Source organism: Alkalibacillus aidingensis (assembly GCF_014595945.1).
In the GTDB taxonomy this organism is placed as follows: Bacteria; Bacillota; Bacilli; order Bacillales; family Alkalibacillaceae; genus Alkalibacillus; species Alkalibacillus aidingensis.
Genome location: NZ_JABXWU010000006.1, coordinates 1 through 16614, shown reverse-complemented (window position 1 = coordinate 16614; position 16614 = coordinate 1). Strand labels below are relative to the sequence as shown.

The 16614-nt window shown below is 38.0% G+C and carries 18 protein-coding genes; 6 read left to right on the top strand and 12 right to left on the bottom strand.

The genetic code is table 11. The features are described 5' to 3' along the window. Window positions 1-60: 60 nt before the first annotated feature. The 4 genes from HWQ49_RS09990 to HWQ49_RS09975 form a co-directional block, all read right to left on the bottom strand. Window positions 61-960: an EamA family transporter gene (locus tag HWQ49_RS09990; protein WP_188207475.1), complete on the bottom strand. Its 900-nt coding sequence runs from the start codon at window positions 958-960 to the stop codon at window positions 61-63. Between the two features lie 85 nt (window positions 961-1045). Further along, window positions 1046-3214: an ATP-dependent helicase gene (locus tag HWQ49_RS09985; protein WP_188207474.1), complete on the bottom strand. Its 2169-nt coding sequence runs from the start codon at window positions 3212-3214 to the stop codon at window positions 1046-1048. A gap of 63 nt (window positions 3215-3277) precedes the next feature. After that, window positions 3278-4162 carry a glycine betaine ABC transporter substrate-binding protein gene (locus HWQ49_RS09980; protein WP_188207473.1) on the bottom strand — a complete coding sequence of 295 codons (885 nt, stop codon included), beginning with the start codon at window positions 4160-4162 and terminating at the stop codon, window positions 3278-3280. Window positions 4163-4281: 119 nt separating this feature from the next. Continuing rightward, entirely contained in the window at window positions 4282-6006 is a 1725-nt protein-coding gene (locus HWQ49_RS09975) for a DEAD/DEAH box helicase (protein ID WP_188207472.1), read from the bottom strand. Between the two features lie 310 nt (window positions 6007-6316). Here HWQ49_RS09975 and HWQ49_RS09970 point away from each other — a divergent pair, with 310 nt between their 5' ends. The 3 genes from HWQ49_RS09970 to HWQ49_RS09960 all read left to right on the top strand — a co-directional run bounded on the left by HWQ49_RS09970 (window position 6317) and on the right by HWQ49_RS09960 (window position 8258). Next, window positions 6317-6760, top strand: a complete 444-nt coding sequence (locus HWQ49_RS09970; RefSeq protein WP_188207471.1) for a DUF5392 family protein — start codon at window positions 6317-6319, stop codon at window positions 6758-6760. Window positions 6761-6771: 11 nt separating this feature from the next. Then, complete coding sequence (locus tag HWQ49_RS09965; protein WP_188207470.1) at window positions 6772-7650, top strand: TetR/AcrR family transcriptional regulator; 879 nt, start codon at window positions 6772-6774, stop codon at window positions 7648-7650. Between the two features lie 149 nt (window positions 7651-7799). Next, the gene (locus HWQ49_RS09960; protein WP_188207469.1) at window positions 7800-8258 is read left to right on the top strand and encodes a DUF5392 family protein; all 459 of its coding nucleotides are present in this window, start codon (window positions 7800-7802) and stop codon (window positions 8256-8258) included. Window positions 8259-8304: 46 nt separating this feature from the next. Here the strand turns inward: HWQ49_RS09960 and HWQ49_RS09955 are convergent, their stop codons facing one another. The 3 genes from HWQ49_RS09955 to HWQ49_RS09945 all read right to left on the bottom strand — a co-directional run bounded on the left by HWQ49_RS09955 (window position 8305) and on the right by HWQ49_RS09945 (window position 9496). Continuing rightward, window positions 8305-8622, bottom strand: a complete 318-nt coding sequence (locus HWQ49_RS09955; protein WP_188207468.1) for a hypothetical protein — start codon at window positions 8620-8622, stop codon at window positions 8305-8307. An 82-nt stretch (window positions 8623-8704) separates the two neighbouring features. Beyond that, window positions 8705-8977 carry a hypothetical protein gene (locus HWQ49_RS09950; RefSeq protein ID WP_188207467.1) on the bottom strand — a complete coding sequence of 91 codons (273 nt, stop codon included), beginning with the start codon at window positions 8975-8977 and terminating at the stop codon, window positions 8705-8707. A 144-nt stretch (window positions 8978-9121) separates the two neighbouring features. Further along, entirely contained in the window at window positions 9122-9496 is a 375-nt protein-coding gene (locus HWQ49_RS09945) for a zinc ribbon domain-containing protein (RefSeq protein WP_188207466.1), read from the bottom strand. A gap of 191 nt (window positions 9497-9687) precedes the next feature. Between HWQ49_RS09945 and HWQ49_RS09940 the strand changes: the two genes are divergently transcribed. Both HWQ49_RS09940 and HWQ49_RS09935 read left to right on the top strand, forming a co-directional pair. Then, window positions 9688-10086 (top strand): PH domain-containing protein, encoded by a 399-nt coding sequence (locus HWQ49_RS09940; RefSeq protein WP_188207465.1) that lies wholly within the window; start codon window positions 9688-9690, stop codon window positions 10084-10086. 144 nt (window positions 10087-10230) lie between these two features. Beyond that, window positions 10231-10551 carry a YuzF family protein gene (locus tag HWQ49_RS09935; protein WP_223155116.1) on the top strand — a complete coding sequence of 107 codons (321 nt, stop codon included), beginning with the start codon at window positions 10231-10233 and terminating at the stop codon, window positions 10549-10551. 111 nt (window positions 10552-10662) lie between these two features. Here HWQ49_RS09935 and HWQ49_RS09930 read toward each other — a convergent pair whose 3' ends face one another. From HWQ49_RS09930 to HWQ49_RS09910, 5 genes are all read right to left on the bottom strand, one after another. Continuing rightward, window positions 10663-10926 carry an HPr family phosphocarrier protein gene (locus tag HWQ49_RS09930; RefSeq protein ID WP_188207464.1) on the bottom strand — a complete coding sequence of 88 codons (264 nt, stop codon included), beginning with the start codon at window positions 10924-10926 and terminating at the stop codon, window positions 10663-10665. Between the two features lie 11 nt (window positions 10927-10937). Then, on the bottom strand, window positions 10938-11387 hold the full coding sequence (locus HWQ49_RS09925) for a PTS sugar transporter subunit IIA (protein WP_188207463.1): 450 nt from the start codon (window positions 11385-11387) through the stop codon (window positions 10938-10940). 98 nt (window positions 11388-11485) lie between these two features. After that, window positions 11486-12880: a PTS fructose transporter subunit IIC gene (locus tag HWQ49_RS09920; protein ID WP_188207462.1), complete on the bottom strand. Its 1395-nt coding sequence runs from the start codon at window positions 12878-12880 to the stop codon at window positions 11486-11488. A 42-nt stretch (window positions 12881-12922) separates the two neighbouring features. Further along, the gene (gene pfkB / locus HWQ49_RS09915) at window positions 12923-13861 is read right to left on the bottom strand and encodes a 1-phosphofructokinase (protein ID WP_188207461.1); all 939 of its coding nucleotides are present in this window, start codon (window positions 13859-13861) and stop codon (window positions 12923-12925) included. Window positions 13862-13865: 4 nt separating this feature from the next. After that, on the bottom strand, window positions 13866-14645 hold the full coding sequence (locus HWQ49_RS09910) for a DeoR/GlpR family DNA-binding transcription regulator (protein WP_188207460.1): 780 nt from the start codon (window positions 14643-14645) through the stop codon (window positions 13866-13868). 179 nt (window positions 14646-14824) lie between these two features. Here HWQ49_RS09910 and ptsP point away from each other — a divergent pair, with 179 nt between their 5' ends. Continuing rightward, window positions 14825-16543, top strand: coding sequence for a phosphoenolpyruvate--protein phosphotransferase (gene ptsP / locus HWQ49_RS09905; protein ID WP_188207459.1), 1719 nt, complete (start codon window positions 14825-14827; stop codon window positions 16541-16543). The last annotated feature ends 71 nt before the right edge of the window (window positions 16544-16614 follow it).

Sequence of the window (16614 nt, the reverse complement as noted above, 5' to 3'; positions counted from 1 at the left end):
TTACATCATGAGAAATCCTTAAAATTACAAAAAAGAGGAACTCACATTTCATGAGTCCCCCTACATATTCTTAACACTTGCTTTTCTTATTAATGGTTCACCAAGCTCATTGACAAAAATAGCAACTATAATTAACGCAATGCCTAACCATTGTAACCCTGATACCGTTTCCGTCAATATGATCATGGCCGACACAATGGCAACAGGTAACTCAATTGAGCTCAAAACATTAGCCAAACGTCCTGAAATTAATGGAGCCCCTCCAGCAAAAAATAAAGGTGGAAGCACAGCCCCTACTAAAGCTATACCAGCTGCAACCAACCACAATCTCCCTTCACTTAACGGCAAGGTTGGAATGTCCTGAAAGAAGACGATTAAAATCAAGACAGTTGAGCCCGAGATCATCAATGTACTTCGCATAATCGGATGCGTATGAACACCAACATGCCCACTAAAGAAGATAAAACCAGCATAGCTGAATGCTGATAAAAATCCTAACACTAGGCCAATCGTCGGAAAATCAAAAACGCCACCTTCCAACAACTCAGAAGCGAAGAAAACCCCTAATAGGATGATCACCATCGATACTAAGTTAATTCGTGAAGGTTTCACTTTTGTAAAGAACCATTCAAAAATCATCCCCACCCACACGAATTGGAATAATAGTATGATCGCTAATGAAGCCGGTAAATAGATCATGGCACCGTAATACAATATACCGGTCAAACCGACAAATGTCCCAGAAGCTAATATTTTAATTAACTCACCTTTTCCGATTCCCTGCACACGAAACCCTTTAATTAAACTTAACCCCCAAAGAAAAGCTAGGGCGACGATCATTTGAGTTAACGTGATTTGACCCAATGAATAGCCAAAGTCAAAGCCTGTTTTGACAAAAATCGGAGTGAATCCAAAACTAGCTGCACCAATTAGCACGAAGATCATGCCTTTTATTTTCATGATGTCACCCCCCACTTTGTCAGATTAATAGAATGAAAAAGAAGCTCGATCGATCAATTCTGCCATGCGCCTCCTATAACTTAAGCTATTTCACCTTTTCAATCAACCCCATTTTCAAACATGTTGCAATAGACAGCTCTTTTTCGACTTGTTCAAATTGAATGGTCATCAAATCATCTGTCACATCACGAACTTCTCCTTCACCAAATACACGATGATTCACCTGTAAGCCAACATCAATTTGCTCACGTGAGCTAATCGCGTTGGGGTTAACTTGCTTCGTGGAGTGTTTTACTTTTAAGCTTTTAGATGAGTCATTGCTGCTTGAAGGGTTAATAATCTGATTAATATCACGATAAAACTTTGACGTAACCACTTTTTTATTAAACTTTCTTTCATATGTGATCAGCTCCAAATAGAGTTCTGCTCGCGTCATCCCTACATAAAATAATCTTACAGCTTCTTCTATGTTGTCTACCTGTCCGTCTCTTAAAGCTTCTAAATCTGAGGTAGACGGTATGACTCCGTTAACTAAGTCAATCAAATACACAGTTGGAAACTCGAGTCCCTTAGAGCTATGCAACGTTGATAACGTTACCGCATCTTGATTCTTGCTAAACTTAGACTCTTTACCAATCCTGTCTAAATGTTTCAATCGATTAGCAAACGACACCATATCGGATGTATGTTCAGCAATCGATTCTAGGATATCTAGATTTTCTAATAAGACATCTAGTTTAAAACCTAAGCGCTTACTCATCTCACGGATGACCTTTTCATACTCTAATTCTCTTCGAATTAAGCGAATGACCTCACTTGGTGATGACTGATGAAACTTTATAAACACATCTTTAAAGGCATTAAGCTTCCTTTTCTGCCAATCCTTTAAATCGAGTGACTGCAAGTTGTCAAACACTGGTTTTTTAGACGAAAATCGCTTCAGCTGCTCAACATCATACTTAGATAGATAGGTGGGGGTCTTCGAATAGATTCGCTCAAAAATATCAACTCGCCCCAGATCATAAGACAACCTCATAAAGTTCAAAATATCCTTAACAATCCAATGATTGAAAAAGCGCTGATCGGAGTCCTTGATATAAAAAGGGATACCCGCCCGTTCAAAGGCATCCATTAACATAATGGAAGATCCATTATTTCGATACAAAATGGCCACATCACGATAGCTTGCTGCCAGTGAAACCTGCTTAACTAAATAAGCACACTGATCTTCATAATGAGAGAGAGTTTGTAATCGAATTGGCTGATGAGCACCATTGTGAGTAAACATGTTCTTAGGATAACGATGTTTATTTTGCCTAATGAACTGATTGGCTACTTCTACTATGTCCTTTGTCGAGCGATAGTTTTGTTCCATATAAAGGACAAAAGCATTAGGATATTGGTTTTTAAAATTTAATAAATATTGTGGATCAGCACCACGCCACGTATAAATGGACTGATCATCATCCGCTACGACACATAGGTTTTTATGCTTCCTCACCAACTTCTCAATGATCGCATGCTGCACAAGTGACGTATCCTGACTCTCATCCGTTAACACATAATCATATTGATTTTGATACTTTGCTAACAATGACTCTTCTAATTCCAAAGCCTCATTGGCGACGGTGAGCATATCATCATAATCTAGCAACATAACGTGTTTACCATGCTTTTTGAAGCACTCGTATTCTTTAAGAATCTCTAGCGCACCAGGAACATTACATGTAATCGACTCCCATGATTCTTTAGAAATTAATTTATTCTTAACCAAACTAATATAAGTCGATAGTTCATCCAACTGATCCTCCGTGATTCTCTCCTCATTGATAGATTCAAATAATCGACGTAAAATCACCCGTTTATGAAGCTTTGGATCACTTACTTCTCCTTCAATAAACTCATATGCAGTTCCAGTTAACCTAAAATAATCACGGACAACTTTATAGGCCAAGCTATGGATCGTAGAAAAATCAACTGGCTGAAGTGATGGGAAGAATTTTTGATAGCGTTCCTTCATATCCACAGCAGAAGCCCGACTAAATGTCACCGCCTTAATCCTTGACGGATCGACACCTTGCTCCTCAATCAAATAGCCGATTCGCATAATCACTGTTGTTGTTTTTCCTGAACCCGGTGAGGCTAGTAGTAACAAAGGACCTTCTGTCGTTATGACAGCCTCTTGTTGGGCGTCATTAAGCGCGACGCCGATCTCCTGTTGTTTTCTAGTAAAAAAGTTAGTTTGCGTCATCATTGGTGAACCCCTTTTTAATTCATGAAAAAAGAGCAAGTGAGCTAGCACTTACTCTTCTCAACACTATTCAGAACCGTCGATCCATTCTTCAATTAGATCTCGGTTATCATCAATCCAGCTCTGAGCACCTTCTTCTTCTGAGTCAGACTCATTAATTTCTGCCATTAAACTACCTAACTGCTCATCATCAAGCATAAAATTATCAAACCACTCAACGACTTCAGGCTGCTCTTCTTCTAAACCAAGACGTGTTGCATAAAGAATGTTTTCAGAATCACCATAGATGTTTTTAGGTTCCTCTAAGATTTTTAAATCCATCTCAGCAAACGTCCAATGTGGCTTCCAAAGTGTGACCACAACTGGCTCTTCGTTATCAATACGCTGTTGTAACTCGACTAACATCGTTGGCTCTGAAGAACTGACTAACTCTAAGTCTAGTTCGTAATCGGAAATCACGTCTTCCGTTAGCCCCATAATACTAGAACCTGGGTCAATTCCGATAATTTCGTTATCAAATCGTTCAGCATGCTCGTTAAGGTCTTCGACACTATTAATGTCTTCCATATAGGAAGGTACCACTAATGCTAAATCTGTTCCATTGTACCAATATTCACGCCAGTCAATTTCCTCTTCAAATTCATCATAGAAATGACCATCTGTGTTTGGTAACCAAATCTCCATTCCAATATCAATATCATCATTAGCTAATCCTTCATAAAGAATGGCTTTCTCGACATTCTCTAAAGTGACATCATAGCCCTCTTCCTCTAAAACAAGCTTCCACATGTTTGAGACAGCTACATTTTCAGCCCAATTGTTCATTCCAATTGAGATTTCGCCTTTGTCCTCTCCAATATTGCTGTCATCAGTCTGCTCATCGCCACAAGCTGCAAGCAATAGTAACAGCCCCAATAATGAAACAGCTAACCATTTAGATAAGTATTTCATGTAAAATCCTCCTATGTTGTATACATTCCTGTTGCAACTGAAAAGTATGTGATAGTTGCAAAATCGAAGCCACAATCAATAATTATACCATGTTTTCTGGTAACTTTCAGATTGGGTTACTATTTTTCAACCTTTTCTGCTCCCCAGAAACCTTCGAAACGAGTATATGCCAATGGCTTTCCTAGTCGTAATAGATTATCAGCAAAATCAATAATGGTACATTGCTCAGTTCCCCCAAATTTAGGACCTCTTAAACCACGACCAATAATCTGTTCATACAAAATATCACTCGTCGTTGGCCGAGTAATGACAATATACTCTGTGTTTGGTGCATCAAATCCCGTCGTTAATACTCCGTAATTAAATAAAAAGTCGATCTCACCGTTCTTGAACGCGTCAATATAAATTCTTCTTAATCCTTTTGACGTATTAGCAGAAATCGAAGCTGACTTTCGACCAAGTGAATTCATCACGGTCGATAAATACTCGGCATGCTCAACCGTACAAGCATAAATAAGTGTCGGCTTCACATCAGGAATTTGCAATAAGCGCTCGATAATCATTTCATTACGCTCCTCATCCCCGGCCAACTCTTTTAAAAATTCTTTATTTAAATCGCTACGATCATCTACTGAATCTTCATCCACCTGATAATCTTTGCCCGATTCATGAATAATATGGATAGGTGTTGCTAGGTAACCCTCATCTCTAAAATATCTAATGGGATTTTCTTCATACTCAGTACGTTCCGGAAGTTTGGGCTTTATTAAATGAGCTTCAAATTCACCGACCAAATCCTGAGTTTCCCCATTACTTCGTCCAGGTGTCGCCGTTAATCCACATACAGGGAAAAGCTCCTCCCCACATAATTCTTTGGCATGATTAATCAGCTTTCGGTAACTTGGCGCTGCTGCATGATGGGCCTCATCAATAATCATCGCTCCACAGTTTTGTAAGATCTCTTTTAACGCAACATCATCGGCGTTCAACCTTGAAACAATCTGTTGAATACTAGCAACAACCGCACCACCCGTTAAATCTTCTATCCCAATGTCATTTCCATTAAAATATCGGTAGATCCTAAGTGACTCAGGATACTCCTTCTCTTGCCACATCTCCGCTATACACGCAATTGCTTGTTCACACAACTCCGAACTTTGAGCAATCCAGATCATATATTTCTGCTCATTAAAATGGGCATGCATCCACTCTATGAAACTCTCAACTGCAACACGCGTCTTGCCACCACCTGTTGGCAAAGTAACAATGCAACGTGTTTGGTCTTTATTAAGCTCCAATACATCTAGCATGTCCTCCTTTAACTGCTCTTGAAAATCGACTAGGGGTGGAACAGTCTTTCGAGCTTCGATATCCATAACTGCTGAAGGCTTTGAAGCTTGTGGTACTTTAATACCTGAAAATACAAGTGGAAAACCGAGAGTCGTTACAAAGTCACGTGGCCAAACCCTTCCATCCGTCCACCTTTTCTCAGCTAACGCCTTATACATATAAGATGGCGATGTAATCTTCTTCCCACTCCTCGGATTACGGTCATATAAAGCCACTAAGTTCGCTTCAGGTAGTTGCCTTAGTAAATGTTCGCGAAGTTGACGAACAGATTTACCACTTCCTTTAAAAAGCTCAGCCCCCTTCTCCATAACAATCATTCGCGCTAGCTGTTCATCTGACATGGAACCACCTTGAAATGTTCGGTAATGACGGTTAACACCCTTAATATTCTCCTGGCCCAGCAGTCCTTGAATCAACCGACTCGGCACTTTATATGTATCTACTAATAACTTCACAGCTTGATTTATTTCCTTACTTGATAAAAATACTGACAAAACCAACCCACCTCTCTAAAAATACCTTTCTATTTTACAATAAAATACATGAAAATGGGTGTGGGAATGGTTGGCGAAAAGCTTGTCTATTTCCCAAAAAGCAACACCTTCACCAGTAGGTATGAATTGAAAACAGGATGGAAAAGATATAAAATATCATTGTGACTAATTGGTCATTTAATGACTATCCAGTCAAAGGTTTACCAATTTTCTATATAGAGAGGAAGACAAGTCATGTTATTCCATCCAATGGATATTCTTATATTTTTAGCTTTAGGTTTAGCTTTTTAACGGATAGGAGTGATGAATAATGAACCTATTTCACCCCAAAGATGCTTCGATGTATATAAAAGAGGAATTTGATCAAATGCAGTCAAAAGTTTCTCCGTTTATGAAAAAGAGTATGATCTATGGTGGTCTTGCCTTTCCACTAATCACCATCTCAATATTCAACCTATTTTTCCTACTATCAAGCGTCTCCATTAATAAAGATACGATCGTTATTTTCGGGTTACTTGCACTAGCTGGTGCTCTTGGAATGGCATTTTTCAAAGAGTTAACCCACCAAAATAGACGGATGCATGAGACTAGTGTCCATTATATCAAGGAACGCATTGCTCAAAGTGACCAGTTACCCGATTATGCTAAAGATCGTTATTTAAAAGAAATACGGATGAACCCAGCAAACGTATTTCAAACCTTCTACGACTTCTTAAAGCATGAAGAACGGATCAAAAACTTAGACCGAAGCTAGGAGATGAAACCATGATTGAAAAAGAAAGACTTATACTTGAAAAGGCAATTGATCTATTCTCAACAAAGGGATTTTCAGCGACCTCTATTCAGGAAATCGCTGATTCATGTGGGATTGCAAAAGGGTCTCTCTACTCCCATTTCCCCTCAAAAGATGCCTTGTTAATTGCTTCTTTAGACTTTTATATTAATCAAACGCTTGAACAAGTTTATGCCGTTGATCAAGAAGGGTTAGCGCCAAGAGACAGGTTTATTAAACAGCTTACCCTATTTTTCGAAAATGTAGTAACTCATAGAGAGTTTATGGATCTACAAACCTATGAACACGGGAGTTATCTAAGTGAGTCGATCAAAGAACTTATTAAGGAGAAATACAGTGAGATTTACCAATTTTACATTAATGGGCTAAAAGACATCTATGGCGAAAAAGCCAACCCTTATTTATATGACTTGTCGATTATGATGGAAGGGTTAATTCGCTCATATATTAGGCTAGTACTTATCGATCAAGAACAATATAGCCTACAGCAGCTCATGACATTTATTATGAATCGGGTTGATCATCTTGTAACAGGATTTATCCAAGGAGACGAGAACCCTCTATTATCAGAAATCCAAATCCGACATTTACTGAAAAAAGCAGACTCTCAAAAGATGACGAAACATGAAGTCATACAAAATAATTTATTAAAAATTGCTAAGACGCTACAAGGATTGCCTAATCAAAGAGATTATCAAATATCATTAGAAGTAATTGAAGAAGAAATGACTAAAAAAAATCCAAGATACCCTGTCATTCAAGGGATGCTCTCAAACTTTAGTAACCTAAAACAAGTGCAAAATTATGTAAATGAAATCGAAATGGTTATAAAGGGACAACGACAAATATAGCACTTTCACCTCACTCCTTAGGGATTGATCTAGAGTGAGGTTTTTTTCAAATTAGCGTATGAACTGTACATCTTTTGTCTAACCTGTAACTAGAACTGACATAAGTAGTTTAATAGATTTAAACGACAAAAGATGAGGAGTGATTGGGTTTGAATCTTTTTTATCCAAAAAATGCTTCTATGCCGATCAGGCAAGAATTTGATCAGTTACAGGACATGGTAACGCCATTTTTAAAGAAGAGAATTATTTGTGGAGGTCTAGCTATCCCTCTAACCGCATTCTCCTTCTTTAACTTAATTCTTATTCTTACAACCGTGTCAGTGAATCGAGAGAATTTGTTTATTGTTGGAGGATTAGCTTTGGCGGGATCAATCGGAATGGCACTTTTCAGTGAGTTGGCTCACCAAAACAATCAAATACACGCGAAACGAATGAAATATATCCAAGAAAGAATCACTAAAAGTGACCAACTACCGGAGCATGCGAAAAAAAGATACTTAAAAGCCATTCATATGAACCAAACAGACGCCTTTCATACTTTTTATCAATTTTTAATTCACGAAGAACGACTCAAAAAATTAAAACGTGAAGAAACAAATCGCGATTAAATAGAATCTCACTTGTAGGAGTTCCCCCACCTATAAGTGAGATTTTTTATATAAACCACCGATTCACATATTCATAGATCAACGCCCAGTTTGGCGCAAATAATATCACTGGCATTAAGATATAAAAGATTGTATTAACATCTAACCTTAATTCTTTTGGCAACAAAAACATAACAACAAAAACGTAAATGGGGTAAGCAAGCACCGTCATATATATAACACTATGAACCAATAAGTCATAAGGCCCCATTCCACTTTCAGCTAGTAAATAAATAACCACATATTCAGCTATCACGAATAAAACAATCGACACCCAAAACCATGTTGGTTGCTTCCACTCAACTTGTGATTTTGATTGAGTCATTATACTTCACCTCTTGTCATTCCCCAGATAAGTAGTAAAAACCTTTTAACTTCTGTAACATCGTTTTGTTAACCATCTCTGTCTACCCCATCACAATAAATAAATAGTTTAAAAACAAATACCAACCGAATGCACCAATACTAAGTGAAAGAACGGTTGCTGAAAAGTAAAATTGGGCATTGATTCGTTTTCTTGATTGATAGAGGAAAATAACTGAAATCACCATACTCGAAATAAAAAACAAACCTAAAATAACCATCCATAACTGATTATAACGAAAGTCAAAATATATTAAGTGATTGACGATAAAGATCATATTGATTAGTAATAAAACAGTCAATATCGCATTCTTCAAACAAAGCACTCCCTTAAATCATAGTTTTATATACGCATGAATTTTCAGATAAATATATCGTACCATATATTAACATTAGGGAGAAGTTGTGATCACATAAAAAATCCCTAACTTATTACAGCTAGGGATTGATAGACATGAAGTTTAGAAAAACTCCCACTCGTCCACTGTTCTTCCTTCATTAATTTTATTGGCGATTTTATAAGCATCAATAGCGACTAATATCCATAACACAAACGCTCCAAGGCCGACCGTGACAAAGCCAATTAATAAGGAGCTGATTAATAAAACCAATCCTTTTAAAACCTGACCTAAATAAATCTGGCCAACCCCAACAATAATTAGTGATAAAATCACTGCCAATGCAACGCTTTTCTTTTCTCGTGGAGGATTTTGGTCAACCACCGTTTGCTGATGTTGATCGTGATTATATGTCGAACTCTGCTTAACTTTCGCACCACAACGTGAGCAGAAACGATCATCGATAAATAATTGATTTCCACAATTTTCACATTTCATAGCCTTCACCTCAATAGAATCTATACACTTTCATTTTATCAATACTTGTAGATCTTTGTAAACTTGTGTCGATACGTCATAGAGGCAATTAAGAGGGCTAACCACCTCAATTTATATATGTATTCGAATCAAACTTTTTTAATGAAACGATTAAACATTTACGATATTCTATGTACTAAGGAGGAATTAAGATGGACTATCCAACAAAGAAAGATATATGGATTGCTATATTATTATTTGGATTCGCTGGATTCGCATTAGTGTGGACCTTCTTAAATTCTGAATGGTTCCTAATGGGCTTAAGCCTTGCGTTCACTTTAGCTGTTATATGGCTCTGGTTTACGGTACACTATCGTGTTGATGAAGGGAAAGTCATTATTAAATATGGCCCCTTTACTAAAAGCGTTGATATACAAGATATCGAAAAAATTCGACTAATCCGAAACCTAAAACTATCTCCAGCCTTATCCGTAAACCGTTTAGAAATTACATATGGGTTTGATCATCGAGTGATTAGGATTTCGCCAGCTAATAAGGACTTGTTTATGAAACAGGTCGTTTCGATGAATCCTGAAATCGATTTTGAATAACTTTATTTTTTAAACCTTAACTAAATGGACTGTCCTTATCAATAAGGTGTTCCTTATTGATAAGTAGCATGTAGAAGATTAAGAATCACTCCTAGTCGTTTGCCTTCATAAATTATAGAAGCAAACGATTGAGGAGGATTTTTTATGATGCCGTATTATGGTAATCCTGGCATTAATTATTACAGGGAACAGCCACAGGTACCAGACCAACAGATTGTTCAACTAGAACCCCATACAACTACTTTAATTGAGCCTTTTATATATCACGCTCTTCTTGCGATGAACTACAGTTCTGTAACAGTCGAGACAAATAAGGGAACCATCCGTGGTTTACTTACTGACGTTAAGCCTGACCATATCGTCTTAGATGTTAGTGATCAACTGTATTTTATTCGTTTACAAGAGATTACTTGGATCATGCCTACACAAAAACCTGCTATACCTGCTAAAGATCAATACTCTTAGACTATAGCCATACAAAACTCCACCATTATTATACTTAATTCAGCAGCTGAACAACTTATGATCACGACATAATAAATCCCTCTACTCACTGACGAGCAGAGGGATAATTATTTACTCATTAAAATTATTTTCAATTAAGTCTACTAAAGCATTTACAGCCTCTTCTTCGTCAGGGCCGTCTGCTTTAATTCCAATGGTTCTTCCTTTTTCAATACCTAACGTCATAATTCCAAGAATGCTTTTAGCTTCTGTTTCTTTATCACCTGTTACAATTTTAATATCAGATGAATATTTATTGGCTTCTTGGACAAGTTGTTGAGCTGGACGTGCGTGTAGCCCCGTTTCATTGGTTATGGTTACTTCAACTTGCTTCACATTTATGCCTCCTATCCTTCTAAAGCCGCAATTAATTCTTCGCTGTTACTCGCCGTATTAAGCTTTTCACGGAAATCTTCATGCATTAATTTACGTGAAAGCTGAGATAAAATTTGTAAGTGTTCATTACCTGCTTGCTCCTCAGGGATTGCGATTAAGAACACTGACTTGACCGGATTACCATCTAGTGACTGCCAATCGACTTCTTGAGATAAACGAGCATAAGCTAATCCTGGTTCATTAACACCGGCTGACTTACCGTGTGGAATAGCCACACTAAAGCCAATTCCAGTAGAACCTTCCTCTTCACGTTTCAAAACAGCTGCCTTATAAGTCGCAGCATCTGCAATAACCCCTGTACCTTCCATCGTTTTAGTTAACTCATCAATTACTGCTTCACGTGAGTCGGCTTCTATATCAAGTAATACGTGGTCTTTTTTTAGAATTTCTGATAACTGCATGTGTTAATTCTCCTTTAAATTCATGATGTCTATATTTTCCCCTAAAACAAAATATCATAACATCCGGTTCCATTTTTCAACGATATTGATTATGTTACTTATTCTGTTAAATCTGCTGCTTGGGCTTGTGGTGACCTCTTCTTGAAGAAAATTACAAGTAAAGCTGTTACAACCGTACCAATTGCTATCGCTAAAGCATATAGAAGAACGTGAGTGACGGCATTGGGAATAAAGAGTACAAATACACCACCATGCGGGACGCGTAATGCCGCATTAAATATCATTGACAATGCACCAGCTGTTGCCGAACCTGCAATCAAAGCTGGAATAACACGTAATGGGTCAGCTGCTGCGAAAGGAATGGCACCCTCTGTGATAAACGAGATCCCTAAGACACTTGCTGCTTTACCTGCTTCTTGTTCTTCTTTTGTGAAACGCTTCTTCGCAATTAATGTGGCAATCCAAATACCTAATGGTGGCGTCATACCTGCTGCCATAACCGCTGCCATTGGACCATAAATCTCACTCGCAAGCAGTCCTGCTGCAAAGGCATAAGCTGTTTTGTTGACTGGACCACCCATATCAACTGCCATCATTCCACCTAAAAGTAGTCCAAGGATAACCGCATTAGCGCCTGTCATCGATTGTAAAAAGTCTTCAAGGGCACCCATAATTCCACTCACAGGTCCTCCAATCACGTAATACATTAATAGTCCAGTCGCTAATGTTGCTAACAGTGGAATAACTAAAACAGGCATAATTCCTTCTAAATTCTTCGGTAGCTTAACGACCTTCTTCACTAACTGAGCTAGATAACCTGCTAAGAAACCTGCAATAATACCACCAAGGAAACCGGCTCCAACTTCATCAGCTAACATACCACCGACTAACCCTGGTGCTAGACCTGGCTTATCAGCAATGGAGTAAGCAATAAACCCTGCAAGGATTGGGACCATTAAGCCAAATGCCACACCACCAATTTGATTAAGATGGTTTGCTAATGTCCCTTCTTGATCTGCCGCTTCTAAACCAAAGACAAATGAAAGTGCAATAAGTAAACCACCGGCAACTACGAGTGGAATCATAAAGGATACACCATTCATTAGGTGTTTATAAAACCCTTTACGTTCCTCACCCTTAGCTTTCTTCCTTTCTTTAACTTGTTCTACATAATCATCTGGTGTTGTGTCTTCCATTTCTAAAGCTTGATCGATTAGTCCGTTCGGGTCTTTAATGGCATCACCTACACCAACACGGATTACTGACTTTCCTGAGAACCGTTCTTCATCAACATTCGTATCAACTGCCAAAATAATCGCATGAGCCTCACGAATATCTTCTTCCGTAAGCTCATTTTCAACACCGACACTTCCTCGCGTTTCAACTTTCATGTCAATGCCTTTCTCTTTCGCGGCCTTATCCAAGGCTTCTGCAGCCATAAACGTATGGGCAATTCCTGTAGGACAAGCCGTAACAGCTAATAACTTCTTCATACTCCTAACCTCCCAAATATTAATGATAAATTATTTATGTTACTAAATTTTGCGCACTTTAACCTGATCAACATATTCCTCTATTTCTGATAAGGTACAGACACTAGTTCCAGCCTTTGACGCTGTGATTGTGCCTGCAGTTGTTGACCACTTAGCTAGATCCTCTAACGAGTAAGAATTAAGTAGCGAATAAACCATGGCCCCAACCATAGAATCACCCGCACCAACTGTACTTTTAGGAGTAATATCGAAAGGCGCCACTTGATATACCTCATCTTCAGATACAAACAAAGCGCCATCTCCTCCTAAAGAGACCACAACTAGCTCAATTCCTTCTTTTACTAATTGTTCACAAGCTTCAACTATCTCATCGCGATTATTAAACTGTCTACTAAACAAATCTTCTAACTCGTGTATATTTGGTTTAATAGCAAACGGCTTAGCTTTTAAACCTTCTTTTAAAGCGTTACCACTTACATCAAGAATGGTGCGTACCCCTTTAGCTTTAGCCTTCTCGATGTACTCTTTGTAAATATGATCGCTAACACCTTTTGGAGTACTTCCAGCAAGAATCATAACCTCCGTTTGGTCTAGCAATTGATCAAGAATTAAGTTAAGCCCCTCTAAATCCTCTTCACCAACAACAAAACCAGGTTCATTAATCTCTGTTGTTTGTTGCGTTTCTTGATCGACAATTTTAAGATTGGTCCTCACTTCACCATCTACGTCTTGAAAACTCGTTTTTATGCCTAAGGATTGTAGTTCGTTCATCATCTTTTTTCCCGTTTGACCAGCCATAAACCCTGTTGTCGTCACCGGAGTATTTAAATGATTCAATACTTTTGCTACATTAATTCCTTTTCCACCCGGATCTATATGTGGCTGAGTTGTTAGCCTGTTTAATCCACCAACTTCGAAAGTTGATAAGGTTAACGTCTTATCAATTGCCGGGTTCAATGTCATTGTTAGTACTTTTGTCATTATGTTAATCCTCCTGAAGTGGTACGATCTCTAACTTGACACCCCGTTGTTCAAATTCAATTTGATACTGCTCATTCACTTGTTCATCAGTAATACAATAATCTAAGCTTTCTATTTCACCAAAATTGGCAAAGGATACTTTCTCGAATTTGCTGGAGTCTGCTAGCAAGAAAACTTCTGATGATTGTTCAATCATTTTACGCTTAGTAGCAGCCTCAGTAAGGTTCGGAGTTGTTAAACCATCATGTAGATCAACTCCATTTGTACCTATAAATGCTTTATCAACATGAATGAGATTTAATCCTTGGTCAGTCAATGGACCGACTAATGCTTGCGTCTCATGCCTTAAGCGCCCTCCTAAAACAATCACCTCAATATGGTTCGACTCTTTTAAAAGCTCAGCATGGACAACAGAATTCGTCACAACGGTTAATGAATTCTTTAGTTTTATCTCTTGTATCAATGCTAATGTTGTCGTCCCTGAATCAATGAGAACGGTATCATTATCTTGTATAAATGACGCAGCTTTCCGAGCAATAGCTTGCTTCTCAATAAGCAGTCGGTCTGCTTTTTCAATCACACTCGGTTCAAAATTAACACTTTGTTTTGAAATCGCACCACCGTGAGTCCGTTTTAGCATTTTTTCATTTTCAAGCTCACTTAAATCGCGTCTTATAGTCGATTCAGAAACTGCAAACGCTTCACCTAATTCCTGAACAGAAGCACGACCATGTTGATCTATATATGATAATATCTTCTTCTTTCTTTCCTCACTATATAACACCGTTGATCACCACCATCACTTTTGCTCATTTCAGTGATTATTATTGACTGAATGTGATTAATTATGATTATAATAGATAGTGAAAACGGTGTCAAAACTAATTTTAAATATATTTTTGCCTAACCTTGATTATTTATGATTATTTTAGGTTAGTCTTACTTTTAAGGAGCTGAAATAACATGACAGAATTAACAGGCATTGGAGCTTCAAATGGTATATCTATTGGAAAGGCTTTTGTTCTTCAAAATCCCGAATTAGATATTGTCGAAAAAGCAATTAATGATGTATCTGTAGAAATTAGTCGTTTTGAACAAGCTATACAGCAGGCAAACCATGATTTAGAAAAGATACAAGCACACGTTAAAGAGGAATTAGGAGAGGACCACGCTAAGATTTTTGGCGCACACTTACTTGTTCTTCAAGATCCTGAATTATTAAATACCGTTAAAGGCAAGATTGAAAGTGAGCAAATTAATGCTGAAAAAGCTCTGAACGATGCAGCTAATCAGTTTATCTCCATTTTCGAGAGTATGGACAATGACTATATGAAAGAACGTGCTGCAGATATCCGTGATGTTTCTAAACGTGTCTTATCATATTTATTGGGTGAACCCTTAGTAACAACTAGTGATATTACTGAGGAAGTCATCTTAATTGCCCATGATTTATTACCTTCTGATACGGCACAATTAAACCGTAAGTATGTCAAAGGCATTGTGACTGATATTGGTGGACGCACCTCTCACTCTGCTATTATGTCCCGTTCTATGGGCATTCCAGCTGTAGTGGGTACAACAACTGCAACTTCAGAGATTACTAAAGATACAACAGTCATTATCGATGGTGAAAACGGAACAGTGATTACCGACCCAAATGATGAACAGCTAGAGTTTTACGAACGTCAATTAAAAGAAGAACAAGAACGAGCTCAGGAGTTACAAACGCTCATTCACGAACCGAGCGTATCTTCCGATGGTAAACAAGTCGAATTAGCTGCTAACATTGGTTCACCTAAAGATTTGGAAACAGTGATTGAAAATGGTGCTGAAGGTGTTGGCTTATTTCGTACTGAATTTTTATATATGGACCGTGATCGACTACCGTCTGAGGATGAACAATTCGAGTCTTACAAAACCGTTCTAGAAACGCTTAACGGACAACCTGTTGTTATTCGCACACTTGATATTGGTGGCGATAAAGATTTACCCTACCTAGACTTACCTAATGAATTGAATCCATTTTTAGGCTTCCGTGCAATTCGCTTATGTTTAGAGCGTGACGACATTTTTCGCGTTCAATTACGAGCATTACTTCGTGCCAGCGCTTATGGTAACCTAAAGATTATGTTCCCGATGGTCGCAACCCTTGAAGAATATCGGGATGCAAAACATATTTTAGATGAAGAACGTGATAAGCTTCTTAAAGAAGGGCATACAGTTAGTGATGATATCGAAGTTGGTATTATGGTTGAAATCCCATCAACAGCTGTACTAGCAGATCAATTTGCAAAAGAAGTGGACTTTTTCAGTATTGGGACAAATGATTTAATTCAATACACAATAGCAGCTGATCGGATGAATGAGAATGTTAGTCATTTATATCAGCCTTACCACCCTGGCGTATTACGTTTAATCAAACGCGTCATTGATGCTGCACATGCAGAAGGCAAATGGGCTGGTATGTGTGGTGAGATGGCTGGAGATGAGGTCGCGATCCCAATTCTCTTAGGCCTAGGTTTAGATGAGTTTAGCATGAGTGCCTCAACCATACTTCGAGCACGTCAACAAATTCATCAATTGAACTATCAGACCACTTCAGAAGTAAGTGATGTAATTTTAAATAAACAAACTAACCAAGAAGTCGAGCAATATGTTAGACAACATTTCTTATTAGATTAAAAAAAGAGGCTGGGACAAAACTAGTTTCTACGAATAAAAAGGTTCGGATGATCAAAAAATGATCATCCGAA

Bases quoted from the DNA above. Each gene is read 5' to 3' on its own strand.
- HWQ49_RS09945 (WP_188207466.1), bottom strand. From the start codon at position 9,496: ATGAAATGTGAAAATTGTGGAAATCAATTATTTATCGATGATCGTTTC.
- HWQ49_RS09985 (WP_188207474.1), bottom strand. From the start codon at position 3,214: ATGATGACGCAAACTAACTTTTTTACTAGAAAACAACAGGAGATCGGC.
- HWQ49_RS09940 (WP_188207465.1), top strand. From the start codon at position 9,688: ATGGACTATCCAACAAAGAAAGATATATGGATTGCTATATTATTATTT.
- ptsP (WP_188207459.1), top strand. From the start codon at position 14,825: ATGACAGAATTAACAGGCATTGGAGCTTCAAATGGTATATCTATTGGA.
- HWQ49_RS09955 (WP_188207468.1), bottom strand. From the start codon at position 8,622: ATGACTCAATCAAAATCACAAGTTGAGTGGAAGCAACCAACATGGTTT.
- HWQ49_RS09935 (WP_223155116.1), top strand. From the start codon at position 10,231: ATGATGCCGTATTATGGTAATCCTGGCATTAATTATTACAGGGAACAG.
- HWQ49_RS09970 (WP_188207471.1), top strand. From the start codon at position 6,317: ATGAACCTATTTCACCCCAAAGATGCTTCGATGTATATAAAAGAGGAA.
- pfkB (WP_188207461.1), bottom strand. From the start codon at position 13,861: ATGACAAAAGTACTAACAATGACATTGAACCCGGCAATTGATAAGACG.
- HWQ49_RS09965 (WP_188207470.1), top strand. From the start codon at position 6,772: ATGATTGAAAAAGAAAGACTTATACTTGAAAAGGCAATTGATCTATTC.
- HWQ49_RS09990 (WP_188207475.1), bottom strand. From the start codon at position 960: ATGAAAATAAAAGGCATGATCTTCGTGCTAATTGGTGCAGCTAGTTTT.
- HWQ49_RS09925 (WP_188207463.1), bottom strand. From the start codon at position 11,387: ATGCAGTTATCAGAAATTCTAAAAAAAGACCACGTATTACTTGATATA.
- HWQ49_RS09920 (WP_188207462.1), bottom strand. From the start codon at position 12,880: ATGAAGAAGTTATTAGCTGTTACGGCTTGTCCTACAGGAATTGCCCAT.
- HWQ49_RS09980 (WP_188207473.1), bottom strand. From the start codon at position 4,162: ATGAAATACTTATCTAAATGGTTAGCTGTTTCATTATTGGGGCTGTTA.